Consider the following 17424-nt stretch of genomic DNA (forward strand, 5'->3'; position numbering starts at 1 on the left):
GGGCGACGGAAAAGAATCTAAAATATAACAGCGATTAAGGTTAGTTTATGCTTGTACCCCTCGGCTTCGGTCAGCGATCAATAGTTACTTCTCTCGGCAGAATGGTGTACTACACTGCTGAAAAAATGCCTTGGATGGGGTTGCCGACCTCAACTTCGGAAAATAAGCCAAACTTAGTATTTTTTCACGGTTTTGGCGGCGGGTCGAGTGCCTACGAATGGTCGAAAGTTTATCCGGCTTTTGCTGCAGAATATCGAATTTTAGCACCGGATTTAATCGGTTGGGGGCGATCGGAACATCCGGCCAGAAATTATCAGGTTGAAGATTATATCACAACTTTGATCGAATTTCTCGAAAAAACTTGCGGCAGTCCGACAGATGTGATAGCTTCTTCGCTAACAGGGGCGATCGCGATTCGAGCTGCGATCGCACGGCCGGATCTCTTCAAATCCCTCATTTTGACCATACCCAGCGGTTTGTCGGACTTCGGACAAGATTACGGCAGCAGTTTCTTCGCTAAACTAGTCAACACGCCGATTTTAGATCGCTTGCTCTACAGTACGGGAATCGCCACAGACGGTGGCATCCGTAGCTTCCTAGAACAACGACAATTTGCCGATTCGCGTCGCGTTTACCAAGAAATTGTTGATGCTTACCTCGCATCTGCTTTGGAACCAAATGCAGAATATGCCGCCCTGTCTTTTGTGCGGGGAGATTTGTGCTTTGATTTGTCGCTGTACATCACTCAGCTAACAACGCCGACAGCGATTATTTGGGGAGAAAAATCGCAGTTTACCGGGCCCGATATCGGTCAGCGGTTGGCAAACCTCAACCCCGAAGCAATCAAAGTTTTTCAACCTCTGGAAAACGTAGGTTTGACTCCGCAGTTAGAACTTCCCGCTGTCACGATTGGCTTAATTCGGCAATATTTAAAGTTGCTTTCGGAAGGGTGAAGAAGTTCGGCAACGGATTTTGTAACGGATGTAACGGATGTAACGGATGTAACGGATGTAAAGGATAGAAGGAAGAAGGAATATGAATTCCCTCTTCCTCATTAGCAATGACTAATGACTACTGACTACTGACTAATGACTACTGACTACTGACTATTCTTTTACTCGCACGTCGATGACGCTGGCGTTGAAAATGTACTTGTTGCCTTCAAGCTCTAGCGTAGTGCCAATTTTGACTTTCGTATTACCTAAAACCGGGCCATTTTCAGTAAGTTGACCTTTTCCCTCTAAGGTAAACATCATATTTTTGCTGAATGCTTCTTCTTCTCTGGGATCGGGGAGAGCTTTCAGAGTGCCGTTGGGCTGAGGAACTGCTAGGGTTCTGGTGAGAGTTTTGGCAGATTTAATGGTAATCTGACCGGAGGGTTGATTGCGGATCACCACATTGATTTTATCACCTGGTTTGAACAAGTCTTGAACGTTTGTTCCTTTGAGACCGATCGCAATTGCATCAATCTCTACAGGTTTGATACTGGTGCCGACTTGGGCGACGGAACCGCCAGAAGTGCCGGGAAAGAAAAAGATTCCGACTGCAACTAGCAGTACGATTAGAGCCGCACCTACGTCTAGGATGCTGAGTTTGCCGAACAGTCGGCCTTGAGAATCCAAAATTTTCATAAATCGCCTATTATACTGATAGCGACAGGAGTATGTTTACAAGCTCAGGACTTACACAGACATCGATGAAAAACAGATGCTGCTATTGCTGAGCTACCGCTGGCAATGACATACTTTATTGATGCGTAAGTCCTGAAGCTAAAAGATATTACCACAACGATCGCCCAAAATCCGCATGACTGGGGCACTTAAGCCAGAAGGCAGTTGACGGCGGTTGGTTAGCCTGGGGGTCGATCGCCCAGAAGCTGGTGGCGCGGTTAAAAATTGACAAAAAGCTAGAATAGCAACTAAGCAGCCTCAAATTACGTCTGCCTATTGAGTGACTTTTCGAGTTTTTCCTCAAATTTTATCTAACTTCTCCCACGTATCAATCATGTTAAAAAGTTTTTGGTTGACTTGCCGGCGTACTTGTGGCCGGGGGATTTATCTGTTTCTGTCCCTGATTGTGGCTGCGGGTATCTGGGTGGTTTCCCCGGAACCGACTCAAGCATTTTCTTTGCCCGAACTGATTTTTCGAGGCATTCAAGTTATTCAATTGTCGAATATGTCCGATCGCCAAGAGGTGACTATTGGCCGACAAATTAATCAGCAGTTAACGAACAGCGAGTTTAAGATTGACCGCGATCGGGACACTACAGAATATATCAACCGCATCGGTCAACGACTCGCTCAAGAAAGCACTCGCCCAAATATTCCTTATACTTTTCAAGTGATTGACGACGACACGATTAATGCTTTTGCAACTATGGGCGGTTTTGTTTATGTGAATAAAGGTTTGATGACGGCGGCGGACAATGAGGCAGAATTGGCAAGTGTGATCGCCCACGAAATCGCTCACATTAATGCTCGCCACGCGATTAAACAAATGCGTCAAATGGCCATAGCTTCAGGCGTAGCTTCGGCCACTGGGCTTGATCGATCTCAGGCGGTTCAGATTGGGGTGGAATTGGCTTTGCGCCGTCCCCACAGTCGCCAAGCTGAGTATGAAGCCGATCAGTTGGGATTGCAAACTATGGGGCGAGCAGGCTACGCTCAATCTGGGATGGTTGATTTTATGAAAAAGTTGCTCAACAAGCCTTCTCCTCCGAGCATTTTGAGCACTCACCCGGCAACTGGCGATCGAATTGCTGCTATCTCGCAGGCGATAGACCCGGAGCTCGCTAGCGGTGAAGGTTTGAATAATGAGGATTACAGGCTAGAAATCCGCAGACTTTTAGGTTCGTAGAAATATAAATCAGTCAGGGGCTCTATTGTTTTCTCTTCTATTTTCTTCTCTTTTCTTACTTCGCGCTCTTCGCGCCTTCGCGGTTCGTTAAAAAATAAATCCAGTTATATCATGTCCCATGGATTAACCATAATAGCCCGGTCGGGGCGGGTTTTTGAGATTGTCAATTATTGGCACGTATTGTTGGTGAACCCGCCCCTACAAAAATCGCGGTTCCTCCACCGGACATGATATTACTAGGGTACGTCAGAAGCAGGTTAATTTCGATTTAATTGATCAAACTTAAACTGACGCACCCTAAAACTACAAATTGATTTAACACTGCTGTTGAACAACAGAATCGATCGCAGGTTGCGGGGGTGCAATCGGCTGCGGCTTCAATTGCCGAACTACTTCGTCAAACGGCAAAATTCGGACTTGATTGTTAAATACATTTACTTGATAAACTCTGCGGTAGCTGAGGTCAAATCCTGTCAGCCAGCCGCTTTTGGGATGATAAGCACCCGTGTCAATATCCAACCACCCTTCGCCCCTGACTAATTCGCCCGGTCTGACGCCATGAAAGGTAAAGGTGATCGTGTGACCGGTGATAATTAATTTATTGGGAAAATAGGGTTTCGACATGGTGTGAAATTCCCTGCGAATCCAACAGAGTTGTTCGATCGACTGTTCATCGATCGACAGATGGGGGTCAACGCCGGCGTGAACCAGCCAGATGTCCCCTAAGTCCAGGTGCGTGGGGAGCGATCGCAGCCACTCTAAGTGTTTATACGGCATCATCCCTGTATCTCTGTAGCTGGCTACTGTCGCATCGCCGCCGCTGTAGAGCCAAGATTGCCACGCTCGCATATCCATCGGCACCCCTGACAAAGCCTCCAGCATCATTTGTTCGTGGTTGCCCAGCAGAGTGTGGTAGGGACTTTGCTGGACAAAATCTAATACCTGAGCGCTTTTGGGGCCACGATCGATTAAGTCTCCCAAAAAATAGACGCGATCGTTCGAGCTGGGGGCAAGTGCCTCTAGCAGGGTCATTAAGCCGTCGTAATGCCCGTGTACGTCCCCGATAACAATGCGCCGGTGCTCCATTGTGTTTATCCGCTTCCCTGACTCAAAAGCCCCATCTCTAGCTTATAGCATCTGATTTTGCTGTTATTTGCCTCCCCTCTTTTACGGTGGAGGGGTGTCACCCATTATAGTGCTTTTTATAAAGATTCTGTAAAGCTCACCAGTACCTGTTTGCGTAGCTACTGGTAGAAACACAGGCAAGCTGTTAATTGTGCTTCTGCAACTGCTGTTACTGAGGCAAAGCTTTGAGTTATTTCACGCTTTAGGGTGCATCAGCGATTAGCCGACGGATTAAGTCGAAAATAATCCTAGCTGACACACCGTAAAATACGATCGAGCCTTAACTATTGTTACTGAGTCAAAGCTTTGAGGAATGTCTGGAGTTCTGCCAAAAAACCTTTCTTTTTTAGAGGTTTTGCAGGTGCGGTGGAGTCAGGATCGGCGCTTGGGAGAGAACCGGCTAAAATCCGCTCTAAATCGTCTCCGACTGGTTTTTGGGCGGTTTCAGAAATTAGTTTGTATTCGTCGTTTGTTTCCAACCACACTTGCCAGGATTGGGGGTAGCAGCGGAATAAAGCAGCAGTGTCTAGGGGTCTGATATAGTAGCAGGATTCAATTTTGCTGAGGAATCGATCGCGCAATTGGCGGCCCGCATAGCCTATACCTATGGTGGCAACATCTTCCAGGCGCGGGTTGAGTAGAATTACTGGGCGACCGGCCGCAGCTATATAAATTTTTTCAACTTGGGCAACTTCTACGGCGGCTGGATTGATCAAAAGGAAAAGTTGATCTTCCGGTGATATTTTATCTTCAACAGGGGTGCGACTGCTACCCAAATCAGTGACTTTAAACGGTGTTTCTCCCCAGTCGCGGCGCGCGAGGGCTGCCGCACCAGTGTCGGGAAAAAAGACTTTTACTCCGGAGTATATTTCCTCAAATTCTGGGAGAAATTGTAGGGTGATAGACTGTGCTTGCAGGGCGATTTCTGGAAATACTAATTCGACTTGCAGTAGAGTTTTGCCGTCCGAGAGGGCAGCGGCGGTGGCAATGCGGGATTGGGCGATCGCCTCGTTGAGATCCTTGGGCAGTTCTGTCATTAATTTAATTGTTTTTACTCGACTTCTCTCAATCTAATTTTACCTGAGATATTGCGCCATTTTCCATTACTTGTTTAGGAACAGGCAAGATGCCTCTTCCACAAAAAAAATTCACTCTTTGTGGAAAGGGCATCGGGCTTTCCCTTTAGGAACAGGCAAGATGCCTGTTCCACAAAAAAAATTCACTCTTTGTGGAACAGGCATCTTGCCTGTTCTTGAGCATAGTGCAAGATGTAAGTTTTACCGCCTCAAGCAACAAAAGCTAACACCGATACGGGCGAACCGGAACCTCCCAAAAGGCGCAATATTCCGATAACTAAAGTGATTTCAGCCGCAGGTAACAAGTCTAGATTTGCTAGATTTTCCAGCACTATTCGTTGCTTTTCCAATACCAATTTGTTAACCGCAAAACTTTCATCTCGCCCGGTATCTACTCCGTGAGTGTCAGTTCCAACTCCCGCGATAGAGCGTTCTTCTAGCAAAAATTGAGTTGCTGCTTTGCCAAATCCCGGAAAGTGGCAAATTCCGCGATCGTCTCGGTTGAAAAATGCTTTCTCGTCATCCCATTTTTCTTGCCAGCCAGTATACAATAAAACTAGATTTCCAGGTTTTATAAGTTTGTGCTGCCGTTCCCAAGTCAATATATCATCAATTGTTAAAGTGTAGTCGGGATTGGCAAGACTTTGCTCTCGGATGTCGATCGCAATTGCCGGCACAACGAGCGACTGCGGGGAATAACTATCAATGCTGGCGCCTCCTGCATAAAAGCTGTTGGGTGCGTTGATGTGAGTGCCGCTGTGTTCTCCCATTGAGAATTTTCGCAGGAAATACCCGTCTGTTTCTATTTGAGCTACTGTGGCAATTTCTGTCGCTGGATCTCCGGGCCAGATGGGAATATTGGGATGAATTGCATGGGTTAAGTCTACAATTTGGCTGTAGGCGATCGTTTTGAGATTATTGGAGTTTAATTGGTCTGTCATCAGGTAAAATATATCTATTATTTATTAAACACAGTTTCTTCAATTCTAAAATCTAAAATCTAAAATCTAAAATCTAAAATCTAAAATCGATTGACCGTCTTCGCTCTCAATCTAAAATCTAAAATCTAAAATCTAAAATTCGATTAGTCGATCGAGCGTTGCTTGCATCACATCCTTGGTTTGCCCGGAAACAGTATAAACCAAAGCTTCTCGATAAACTCTCCCGGCCGGGTGTACCGCACCGTTAGCAGCGCCGCTAGAAACTGCAACCGCAGCGTGCCCACAACGCACCGCTAAATCAATGGCTTGAGCTCGCAGCGCTAATTGTTCTGCTTTCGAGCTATGTTGAGATTGTGAGAAATTCTGTTTTAGCCGATCGAGCTTTTGCTCTAGTTTTTGGCAAGCCGCCGTTATAAAAGGTGAATTCTTAGCAGCAGCCGCTGCTGCAATTACATCCAATCCCGCTCGAATACAGCCAAAAGTACCGGGGACAAAATTCAGTATATTTTTGCTGTCGTTTTCCGAAATCCAGCCGACAGGTTTAACTGAAATTATTTCCGATTCATGCAGCAACCAATTATCGAGAGTTGCTGTCACAGTATTAGTCGAGTTCATGGCGATTAACTGCATGATTTCGCTACAAGCTATTTTACCCGATTCGCGTTCAATATTGGCAAAAGGCACTAAACCGAAAACAGAGCGTTCGTCAGGAAGTACCGCCGCTACAATAAACTTTTGAAACAAGCCAAAACCTGTTACCCAAGGAACTTTTCCTGACAGTAAATAGCCATCTTTTGTGGGAGTTGCGGTGACTGCCGGATTGCCCGATCGCCTTAAATGCGAAAACCCAATACCCAAGCGTAACTCTTTTTGGGCGATCGCGGGCAAGTATCTGCTTTTTAGCATTTCATTGTCGCTGTTAGCAAGCATCGCAGTGGCGCTGTGGTGCTGAGTTTGCAGGAAAGACAAAGCGCCGGAATATCGAGCCGTCAATTCTTGATATTGGTAAAAAATCTCCGGTGCAATTTCGGCACCGCCCCATTTTTGGGGAACTCGCAATGCTAAGAGCGATCGATTTTCTAATCCAGCAACTGCTGTTTTTAGGGCTTCCGAGTCGCTGTCGATAATTTCTGCGTGGGGTGAAACGCACTTTTGCAGGTAAGTTTCTGTGCTGTTTAGAATATCTTGAAGATCCATGTTTTATAATTATTTTATAGCAGAGGTAGGGACGCGGCACTGCCGTGTCCCTACTTATTTCCTCACATTGTGCACCCTTATCAAGAACAGGCAAGATGCCTGTTCCACAAGAAATAAATTCTATCTCTTGTGGAACGGGCATCTTGCCTGTTCATAAAAGGCTGACTGAGAATGCCAAAACTAACTCATTGCCACACTTTCCAAGGAGCCTTCCCTTCATCCCAAAGTTCGTTTAAATACTTGTATTCTCGAAAAGTATCCATCGCAAAGAAGAAGCCCTCATGACGGTAAGCCATCAACTGTCCGTCTGCCGCTAAACGCTGCATCGGCTCCTGTTCTAAAACACAATCATCTTCCCCCAAATACTCAAATACCCGGCGGTTAAATATCATATATCCAACACTAATCCAGCCGTCGATTTGAGGTTTCTCAGTAAATTGTACTACACGGCTATCGCTGTCTACCTCCAAAATCCCAAAGCGAGAAATCGGACGAAATGTGGTGACAGTTGCCAGCTTACCATGAGATTTGTGGAAATCGACTAAAGCCTCAATGTTGACATCAGCTACTCCATCGCCGTATGTCACCATGAAATTCTCGCGATCGATATATTTTTCGATCCGTTTTACCCGCCCCCCTGTCATGCTTGCCGCGCCAGTTTCAGCTAGTGTCACCTTAAAATCTTGTTCGAGATGTTCCTCGTGATAAGTGATGGTATTTTGCCGTCCCAGACAGATAGTAAAGTCATTGTTCATGGCTTCATAATTAAGGAAATATTCTTTAATCATGTTGCCGCGATAGCCCAAGCACACAATAAAGTTTTGGAAACCGAAGTGTGCATAGATCTTCATGATGTGCCAAATAATCGGATGTCCCCCCACATCAACTAAGGGTTTGGGACGAAATTCTGTTTCTTCTCTGAGACGAGTACCGAGACCGCCGGCTAGGATAACTACTTGCATTTTTTCAATTTTTTAAAGATCGGGACTTACGCATCAAAACCCAAGAAACCTGGTTTTTGGCCGTTTCTGCCGGTGTAACGAAGTATTTCGCAAAAAAACCCGGTTTCTGACCACCCGTGCGTCCAGGACTAAAGATAATCAATTAATGTATCATCAATCATTAGTGATTTTTTCAAAGAATTATTAACATTTTCTCATAGTGAGTGAAGCTTTGTAAACCACAGACATCACGAACTACTATGAATAATCGTAGGGTGCGCCGAGGCGCACCGTGTATTTATGAATAATCGTAGGGTGCGCCTCGGCGCACCGTCTATTAAAATGCAGCGCGCAATTTCTAACTTACGAATGGTAGATTAGGAAATAGACAAAAAAAGCCAACACCTCTACTAAATATAAGAAATAGATTCAACAGCAATGAAAAATCAACTCGATCGCCTAAAAAAGTTTTTAGGTATCCTCTGTACGATCGCCTCAATAATTATATTATTCCAATCGGCTATACCTGGTGTTTACGCCACGGTTGTTGCACCGAAAATCTCAACCATACCACAAACCACCATAGCTTTTGTGCCCAACATACCGGGCAGCGGATTAGACTTTCACGAAGCAGCAGGAGGACACACTTTAGAGAGACACGTTGGCAAAACCGAAGCACAACTAGCACAGCGACTCGCAAGCGAAACGAGAATTTCTGCCGCATCTTCCTTTACTAACCGTTCCGTCGCCGAAGCGGCTATTGCAGAAGCAATGAACAGAAATCAAAGTGCGATCGACTCTTGGGTGAAAAGTCAAGGTAATCGTTATACGATCGACTACAACGCCAACAGAATAATTGGCATTACTCTGCGTCGCCGCGCATCCAAAGCAACTTCAACATCTCGCCTGAGAATCGTCCTTCAGCGCAGCGCCAAATTACCTCCCGGATACTTTATTCTCACAGCCTATCCCCAATGAGCAATCAATTTCCTCATTTAACCCAATTTTTCAGTTCCTACTTTCACCAAGACTGGCCGTTAGAAGCTGACACTCCCAGCGATGTAGTGAACAACTACCGCTGCTGCGAACCGCCCGCAAGTGTTGAAGCTGCATCGCAAGAACTCAGCAAACTGCTAGAAATGCCGATCGCCCCCGCCGATTTAGAAGCATTCATCCTCGATGAATTAGGGTGTTACTACGACCCCCAATCCGAAAATCAAACAGTCCGAGAGTGGTTGGAATCGGTGCAAAAATCTTTAAAAAATCCCAGCTAAACTCTATATATTTGTAAGGACGCGGCGCCGTGCCCTGTCCCACAATTTGTCTATATATTTGTAAGGACACGGCGCCGTGCCCAAGGCGTGTCAAATTAAGCTTTTCGTCCGCTAGTCCTCGCGCCTACCCGCCAGTCCGCCAGGGAATGAATTCCCTGTCTTATAGTCAAAGTCCTCTAAAAGAGGACTGAATAATTCATTAGTCCTCTTTTAGAGGACTTTAGCTTTGAGGCAGGGGTTTCAACCCCTGTCGGACTATCGGTTTAACGTTAAGTTGACAGGACGAAAGGCAGTGCCGTGTCCCTACAATTTGTTCACAATCTAATAGGATAGCTAGCTCACTTGCTAACCGTCAATAAGTAGCCTTCGTGGACGTTGAAATTAGGGATAACATAAGCCAAGCTGCCGCTACCAACCGAAAAACTTTCTTCTTTAACGGTGACAAGCTTTGGCACGGCTCCTTCTTGATTGTTAGGGATCTTTTCTAACTTTAGAGTGATTTTCTGACCTCTTTGAATACCTAGCTGCTCCAAATTGCCGAGGGTTAATGTTACCGTTGTTGCTGAGGAAAAATTGGGATCGAAATAACCTAAAAGTATCTGTGCTTTACCTTCAGGATTGGACTTGCTGGCTAAAGCGACAAGGCGATTGTTATTTGACCAACTCCGCACCCGTGAATTAACTCCGTCAGCATAAGCTTTGTAAGTCCACCAAGCAGCTCTTGGCTCAAAAGTATTAGGCGTGACCATCCCACTCAGCGTATTGTTGAAGCAATTGCTAACTTTATTTGGCCCTTGAGTATCCCAACAAGCTCTGCAAGCACCGTCAGCTTTTGCATACTCTAAGTTATACAAATAACCTAAGATTTCCCCTGGCTGGTACTGCGCTAAGTTGCCGACAATTTCGTTGACGTAAATTTTTTGCAATTTCAGTTCCTTGTAAGAGGGACTTTGCTGAAAATTGCGTTTAGCCTCAATTACGTGATCGTCAACAAATAAGATCATCGTGTCGTTAAGTTCGTGCCACGAGAGGAAATTTACTTCAAGTTTGTTAGCCTTGCAGTAATCCAAAAAAGCGGCGAGATATTCTTTGCTGTAGCGGCCGAGGCTGGGCCCGCCAATCATTGCTGACGGCCCCAATTCTTCCCGCAAGATTTTGTAAGCTCTTTTGTAAGTTTCAAAGAATTGTTCTCTGCTTCCGTTCCAAAATGGATCTTTCCAATCTGGCTCATTCCATACATCCCAAATAATTTTCTTGCCTTTATTTTGCTGAGCTAATTGCCGCACGAATGCTTCCCATGCGGGGTAGTTTTGATAGGGCCAGCCATTGGGATTGCTACCGTAGCCCCACAAGTCGCTGACTACTAACTGAAACTCGGCTCCGCTGGCGATTATGCGATCGTAAATATCGAGTCTCCCCGCCCGCCAAAGTTTGGGCTGCAAGGGTTTGATCGAGCTATCCGGCGGTTTTGCGGTGTCGATTCCGTGCAGGATGCCACTCATGGAAATGGTACCGGTGGCTGGCTGTCCAAAATCTACTGTAACGTTTGAGCGAAGTTGGGCAACAGTTGGTTGCTGTCCCAAATAGGCTATTAACAGAACAGTGACAATAGCTAAACAAATTGGCAGCAGTTTATTAATACGTGGGAACTTGAATGTAAATTGCATATCTTTTGTTTGGTTGATGTTTTGTGGAATGGGCCGGAGAGCCCGTTCCTAAGAATGCTGCAATCTCAGTTTTAACGAACGGATGACAACACTTCAAAACCCTGTATTGATTCTATCACTTGTTGCCACGATCGGGAGTTGATCAGCTCGTTGGTATCGAAATTAACTCCTTTTTCGGCAGCGAAAATACCAAAATTTTTCACCCAATCAAAGATAGTTTCTGTGGTAAAATAAGGCGTGCAGGCCCAAGCAGATTGCAAATTCTTCACCATCTCGGACATATCTCCCCGATCGTAAGCCTCCCAAGCTTTCCACACTAAATAATAGTATTTCAGCAGGCTATCCACTTGCTGTACCTGCTTTTTGAGTTTCGGACTAATAGAGAAACTGTCGATATCATCGTCACTTACCAATGCCTGTTCAATTATTTCTCCATATTCCCGAAGCATCCGTTCTTCTTTGAATAGTTCTTGGGATCGCGCTTTGCACGCTTGTCCTGCAAGTCTACGCGATTCTGGATTGTCTGCCCATATTTCCACCGTTTCTACTAACTCTTTTACTGTTCCTTCTGGGTCGATTGTAGGATCGGGGAGCAACTTTCCCGTATCTCCCAATTCTTCAGGAATCCCGCTGACTGCTGTGGCAATTACGGGCAATCCTTTCGCCATTGCTTCCATAATTGCTAACGGCATTCCTTCTGCTTGGGAAGATAAAATAAAGATGTCGCTGGCGTCGAGCCAATCGGCAATATCCCAGCGCTGTCCTAAAAATTTAACCTGTTCTTCTACTCCCAATTTGCTCACAGTTGCTCTTAATTCAGGTTCCATATTGTCGTGAGTAGTAGACCCAGGCCCAGCCCAAACAAAGTAAATTTGGGGCCAAATTGGACGATTTTTCAATTGGGCGATCGCCTGCAATTGATACTGATATCCTTTAATTGGAGTCAATCTCGCCGCCGTAAAACAAACGACAGCATTTTCGGGGATTCCTTGTTCTTGACGCAGGCGTTGGCGAGTGGAAAGATTTGGCGGCTCAAAATAACTATTTGGTCTGCCATAATAGATTACTTTTCCTCGTTCTAGAGGCGCTTTAAATAGACTTCGGAACAAGTTTAAATTCTCGTGGGAAACTGCTACTGCTGCTTTGGCTACAATGTACTGGTAGGCAACTGCATCGAAATAGGGGATTTGATCGCCGCGATCGAAGGTTTCATAATTGCGATTGATATAACCCAGACTGATGATGTACGGTATATTTTGCTCGATCGCAACTTGTTTGGCTGCAAAGTTAGCCATCGGCCACCCGTCACTAAATATAATTAAATCCGGTCGAGCCTGGGCGTAAATCTTTTGAGCATCATCCAAATTGTAAGCTATTCGCAAAAACTCTTTCATCGTGTCGAACTCTAGCCAAATATGTTCGATACCTAGCTGTTTTTGTTCGGCAATTAAAGGGTTAGAAGCTTGACTTTGAACGCTGGTTACTCGGTAGCCATCGGCAGCTAATTTACACATCAGCGAGTGGTTGAACTGAGCCAATCCGCCGACTCCTGAGTCTTCTGTGTACAGGAGTACGTGCTGTCTTGGCTGCCGAGAAGTCGAACTGGGCTCGGGTTTAAACTGATAAGGATTGTTAGCTGCGATCGCCACGATGTCTTGCCATTCCTGTAAATTGGTTAAGGCATAGGCATCAAAGTTGTCGCCGTACTGTTCTGAAACTCCCTTAAAAGTTTCCAGCCAATTAAAAACTGTTTCAGTGCCTGTCAAATGAGTGTAATACAGAGATTTTTCCAGACTTTCGACCATCTCTGGCAAATATCCGTCGCGGTACATCCGTGATGCTATCCATACGAAAGACTTGTAACGTTCCGCGCGTTTTAAGTCGTGAATGTGCTGAGGTAAATCTGGCCGTGCGAAAAAATTTTCCATCAAAATTTCCATATTTTTCATTAATTTGGAGCCGTTGGACATGAGATTGTTGTCATGCTGACGATAGCAGGTTAATATCTCTTTTAACCAAACTGACTTGCAGCCTTTTAAAGCTAAACGTAGGACAAAATCTAAATCTTCGGTTGGGGGCAAGCGATGATCGAAACCCCCCAAGCTTTCCCACCATTCTCGCCGCAGCATCATGGCGCTGGGACGCACTGATTTGTAGAAAACAAAGGCTTCTAAATCTAATTTTGGTTCTTCTTCCCAAGGCTGTACTCCATAGATGCCTTCGTCGTTTTTGCCAACTATAACCCAACCTGTTTGCACCATATCTAATGTGGGGTCAGCGTCAAAGCAAGCTACTTGTTTTTCTAGTTTTTCTGGCAAGAAGAAGTCGTCAGCATCTAGAAAAGCTAAAAATTCCCCTTGTGCTAACTTACAAGCATGATTTCGAGCAAGGGCTGCTCCTTGGTTATCTTGATAGATGTATTGAATTAAATCGAGGTAAGGTGCTAAAACTTGGCTGGTATTGTCTGTTGAACCGTCATCTACGACGATAATTTCCCAGTTTTCATAACTCTGACTGAGAACGCTCTCTACGGCTTTGAGAATGTAGCGCTCGCAGTTATAAGTCGGGATAATGACACTGACGCGTACTTTTTTGGGAGTGATGATACTAGCTATTAACTGTTTCCATTCTGGTAATTCTCCGAGAGCAATGGCATCGATTTTGCAGCCGTAGGTCTTAGCAATTCCGGTGATGCGCTTTACCCAATCTGCTATAGTTGCTGTCAGGGAGTACGGGGTATAATCCAAAGAATTTTGCAAATACTCAGTCATTTCTGCCGGATAGCCGCTGTAGTAAAGTTGCCACGCCATCCATGTCATAGCCTCATAAAAAGCCAGCTTTTCTAATTGGCGGATGTCCTCTGGTAAGTCGGCTCTACTGAAGAAATTTTGCTTTAATTTAATACAAAGGTTTGCCTGTTTTATCGCTCTCTGGATGGACACATTTTGCCCGTGCTGGCGGTAGCATACTGTCACTTGAGGCAACCAAACAGCTTCGCACCCAGATAGTGATAAACGCACAATTAAGTCGGCATCATCTACTGAATCATACTGAGAATCAAAGCCACCGACTCGTTCCAGCCACGCCCGCGAAAACATCATGGCGCTGGGAAGTAGGGGCATATAAACAATCCAGGTTTTTAAGTCGAGCTGAGGAAAGTATTCCCAGGGTTTTATATCGCAAATACTTTCGCCTTGCTCTTTAACAATTCGCCAGCCACTATTAACAATTCCTAGTGATGGCTGAGCGTCAAATAACGCAACTTGTCCAGCCAACTTATCGGACAAGAAAAAGTCATCTTGATCTAAAAAAGCAATTAATTCACCTCGGGATTCCTGAATTCCTCGGTTGCGGGCGGCAGCTACTCCTTGGTTTTCCTGATAAACATAGCGAATTTTGTCAAAATAAGCCTGCAATGCTTGGCGGGTGTCGTCGGTTGAGCCGTCGTCTACGACGATAATTTCCCAGTTTTTATAGGTTTGGCTGATGACGCTTTCTACCGCTTGCGCGATGTAGCGCTCGCCATTATATGCTGGAATAATTACACTTACTCGCGGTGTCGGATTTGCTATTGACATGAATTTTATCGGTGATAAGGAAGGGTTCGGCAACGGATTGTGAAACGGATGTAACAGAGGTCAGGCAGAAGAAAGAAGGAAGAAGGAAGATGCTATTCTACTGCTGACAGCAATCCGAATTGTCAAGGTAAATCTAGTATTTTAGCGGGCATAAAATACTGATTAAATACCCTGTACTTCCTGGACTAATTGTTGCCATTCTGCTAAATTAATTAGAGAATATGTATCTAAATTATGCCCTTTAGCTGAGGAAAAAATGCCAAAATATTCTACCCAGCTTAACAGCGTTTCTGTAGTCAAAAAAGGTGTGTACTTCAAAGATTTTTGAAGCGACTTCTGCATTCCGCTTAGATCTTCTTGACAGTAAGCCTGCCAAGCATTCCATACTAAAGAGCTGTAGTTGACCAGGCTTTCTATTTTCGCCATTGACCTCTGCACCTTTTTTTGAGTAACAAATGGATCTGTTTGGCTATCATCGCAAAGTAAAGCTTTTTCGATCGCCTCCATCGACTCTGCCAACATCCGTTCCTCTTTAAACAGTTTTTCGGCCCGCTGCTTGCAAGCTTGACCGATTTGATGCCGTAATTCTGGATTCATCGCCCAAGCTTCTACAGTTTTCGCCAATTCCCTCGCGGTTCCCTCTGGATCGGTATTCGGATCGGGCAACAATTTCCCAGTATCGCCAAGCCCTTCAGGAATGCCGCCCACAGCCGTTGCAACTACCGGCAATCCCTTAGCCATCGCTTCCATGACTGCAAGGGAAGGCGCTGCATCTGCTACAGAAGTCAAAATGAAGATGTCACTAGCATCCAGCCAATTTAGGATATCCCAGCGTTGTCCGATCGCCTTCACGTGATCGCTCACGCCTAACTCTTTAATAGTTTCCCTCAATTCTATTTCTACATTATCAGCGCTTCCCTCACCCGTTCCTGCCCAAACAAAATACAGTTTAGACCACACAGGAGACTGCTGCAACTGCTTGATGGCTTCAATCTGATATCGATGCCCTTTAATCGATGCCAATCGAGCAGATGTGAAACATACAATCGCATCTTCAGGAATTCCTATTTCTTGTCGCAGGCGTTGACGAGCCGCAGCATTAGGAGGTGCAAAATATTCAGGAGAACGCCCCAAGTAAATTACTTGTCCTCGCTCTTTTGGCAACTTGAAATGTTGGCACAATAAATTCAAATGTTCGTAAGCGCCAACAATCAAGGCTCTAGCTTGCAGGCAGTGGTAGAGCACTCCTTCTACATAAGGCACTACATCCCCGCAGGCAAAAGTTGCGTGTTCTGGTATAACTAACCCGATCACCATCATGTATGGTATGCCCATTTCAATAACTACCTGTTTAGCTGCAAAATTGGAAAATGGCCAACCATCGCTAAAAATAATCATATCCGGTTGATTGCTAGCAAAAAGCTCTCGTGCATCCTGAGTATTTCTTAACACCCGCTGTAAATCTTTATGCCCGATAAAATCCAGCCACAAGTGCTCTATACCTAACTCTCGTTCTCGCTCAAGCAAGGGGCTAGAATGTTTGGTTTGCACGCAGGTGACTCGATAGCCTAACAGGGCTAACTGACAGAGAATGGCATGATTGTATTGCGCTAATCCTCCCACGCCCGGATCGTCCGTGTTGTAGAGTAGAATGTGGGCTTGCGCTTTTGAAGGTGTGGGAATAGAACTCTGTTGAGATTGGGGGGGATTAGTCATCACCATCAAAATTATCTCTTGCCATTGGGCTAAGTTACTCAGCGAATAAGCGTCAAAGTTTTCACCATATTCTTCAGAAGCCATCTGAAAACTTTCCAGCCAATTCAAGACTGTTTTTGTGGGCGAAAAAGGCGTATATTGCAATGACTTTTCTAAACACTGTGCCATCTCTGCTAAATGACCGTCGCGATACATCCGCCATGCCAGCCACTTTAAGCATTGATAGCGTTCTGGGTTTTTTAACTGCCGGATTGACTGGGGCAAATCGGGTCGAGCGAAGAATTTTTTCATCACAATTTCTATATTCTTCATTACGCGAAAACCGATTGACATGAGATTAGAATTGTGCTGGCGATAACAGGTAAGTGTTTCTTCTAACCAAACTGATTTACACCCTTTTAAAGCTAAACGCAAGGCAAAGTCTAAATCTTCTGCTAGTGGAAACTTAGCATCGAAACCGCCCAATTTTCCCCACCACTTTCGGCGCAGCATCATCGCACTCGGTCGCACGCATTTATATAGAATAAAGCTTTCTAAATCTAATTTATACGCTTGCAGCCAAGGCTTGACAGCAGAAATTTCTCGGCCGGTTTCATCGACGAGCACCCAACCTGTTTGCACCATATCTAATGCGGGGTTAGCGTCAAAGCAAGCTAGTTGTTTCTCTAGCTTTGATGGTAGGAAATAGTCATCGGCATCTAGAAATGCCAAAAATTCGCCTTGCGCTAGTTGGCAAGCAATATTTCTGGCGGCAGCTACTCCTTGATTTTCCTGATATATGTAGCGAATTCTGTCAAAATAAGGCTGCAATACTTGCTGCGTGCGATCTGTCGAACCATCGTCTACAACTATAATCTCCAAATTAGTAAAAGTTTGACATAGGGCGCTCTCCACCGCTTGTACGATGTAGCGAGATCCATTATATACAGGTATAATTACGCTTACTACCGGTGTTCGAGTAGGTGTTGACATTATTTAGCTCGCTGTTAACCTATGATTATCTAGTTTATATTAATGTCGCGGAGATTCCGCACTATTCTGTGCTCGGTAGCT

Annotated in this window: 13 protein-coding genes; 4 read left to right on the forward strand and 9 right to left on the reverse strand. The window is 45.1% G+C overall.

Features of this window, described 5'->3' with window-relative positions; genetic code table 11:
• The first annotated feature begins 47 nt into the window (after positions 1-47).
• Positions 48-953 carry an alpha/beta hydrolase gene (locus tag QUB24_RS18600; RefSeq protein ID WP_333154651.1) on the forward strand — a complete coding sequence of 302 codons (906 nt, stop codon included), beginning with the start codon at positions 48-50 and terminating at the stop codon, positions 951-953.
• Between the two features lie 153 nt (positions 954-1106).
• On the opposite strand, the gene QUB24_RS18605 is transcribed toward QUB24_RS18600, so the two are convergent.
• Positions 1107-1631: a DUF4330 domain-containing protein gene (locus QUB24_RS18605; protein WP_333154652.1), complete on the reverse strand. Its 525-nt coding sequence runs from the start codon at positions 1629-1631 to the stop codon at positions 1107-1109.
• A gap of 373 nt (positions 1632-2004) precedes the next feature.
• Between QUB24_RS18605 and QUB24_RS18610 the strand changes: the two genes are divergently transcribed.
• On the forward strand, positions 2005-2856 hold the full coding sequence (locus tag QUB24_RS18610; RefSeq protein ID WP_333154653.1) for a M48 family metallopeptidase: 852 nt from the start codon (positions 2005-2007) through the stop codon (positions 2854-2856).
• A 315-nt stretch (positions 2857-3171) separates the two neighbouring features.
• On the opposite strand, the gene QUB24_RS18615 is transcribed toward QUB24_RS18610, so the two are convergent.
• The 5 genes from QUB24_RS18615 to rfbF form a co-directional block, all read right to left on the reverse strand.
• Positions 3172-3942, reverse strand: coding sequence for a metallophosphoesterase family protein (locus QUB24_RS18615; RefSeq protein ID WP_333154654.1), 771 nt, complete (start codon positions 3940-3942; stop codon positions 3172-3174).
• Positions 3943-4271: 329 nt separating this feature from the next.
• Positions 4272-5018, reverse strand: coding sequence for a DUF1995 family protein (locus QUB24_RS18620; protein ID WP_333154655.1), 747 nt, complete (start codon positions 5016-5018; stop codon positions 4272-4274).
• A 248-nt stretch (positions 5019-5266) separates the two neighbouring features.
• Positions 5267-5998: a cyclase family protein gene (locus QUB24_RS18625; RefSeq protein ID WP_333154656.1), complete on the reverse strand. Its 732-nt coding sequence runs from the start codon at positions 5996-5998 to the stop codon at positions 5267-5269.
• Positions 5999-6130: 132 nt separating this feature from the next.
• The gene (locus QUB24_RS18630; protein ID WP_333154657.1) at positions 6131-7195 is read right to left on the reverse strand and encodes an acyl-CoA dehydrogenase family protein; all 1065 of its coding nucleotides are present in this window, start codon (positions 7193-7195) and stop codon (positions 6131-6133) included.
• Positions 7196-7380: 185 nt separating this feature from the next.
• Positions 7381-8157, reverse strand: a complete 777-nt coding sequence (gene rfbF / locus QUB24_RS18635; protein ID WP_333154658.1) for a glucose-1-phosphate cytidylyltransferase — start codon at positions 8155-8157, stop codon at positions 7381-7383.
• A gap of 417 nt (positions 8158-8574) precedes the next feature.
• Between rfbF and QUB24_RS18640 the strand changes: the two genes are divergently transcribed.
• Entirely contained in the window at positions 8575-9114 is a 540-nt protein-coding gene (locus tag QUB24_RS18640) for an RNase A-like domain-containing protein (protein ID WP_333154659.1), read from the forward strand.
• Positions 9111-9410, forward strand: a complete 300-nt coding sequence (locus QUB24_RS18645) for a contact-dependent growth inhibition system immunity protein (RefSeq protein WP_333154660.1) — start codon at positions 9111-9113, stop codon at positions 9408-9410. Before QUB24_RS18640 ends, QUB24_RS18645 begins: the two co-directional genes overlap by 4 nt.
• A gap of 338 nt (positions 9411-9748) precedes the next feature.
• On the opposite strand, the gene QUB24_RS18650 is transcribed toward QUB24_RS18645, so the two are convergent.
• The 3 genes from QUB24_RS18650 to QUB24_RS18660 all read right to left on the reverse strand — a co-directional run bounded on the left by QUB24_RS18650 (position 9749) and on the right by QUB24_RS18660 (position 17343).
• A complete protein-coding gene (locus QUB24_RS18650; RefSeq protein WP_333154661.1) occupies positions 9749-11077 on the reverse strand; it encodes a GH39 family glycosyl hydrolase in 1329 nt (442 codons plus the stop codon).
• Between the two features lie 71 nt (positions 11078-11148).
• Entirely contained in the window at positions 11149-14655 is a 3507-nt protein-coding gene (locus tag QUB24_RS18655; protein WP_333154662.1) for a glycosyltransferase, read from the reverse strand.
• Positions 14656-14817: 162 nt separating this feature from the next.
• Positions 14818-17343, reverse strand: coding sequence for a glycosyltransferase (locus tag QUB24_RS18660; RefSeq protein ID WP_333154663.1), 2526 nt, complete (start codon positions 17341-17343; stop codon positions 14818-14820).
• Positions 17344-17424: the final 81 nt, after the last annotated feature.

The organism is Microcoleus sp. B9-D4 (genome assembly GCF_036705105.1).
Lineage (GTDB): Bacteria > Cyanobacteriota > Cyanobacteriia > Cyanobacteriales > Microcoleaceae > Microcoleus.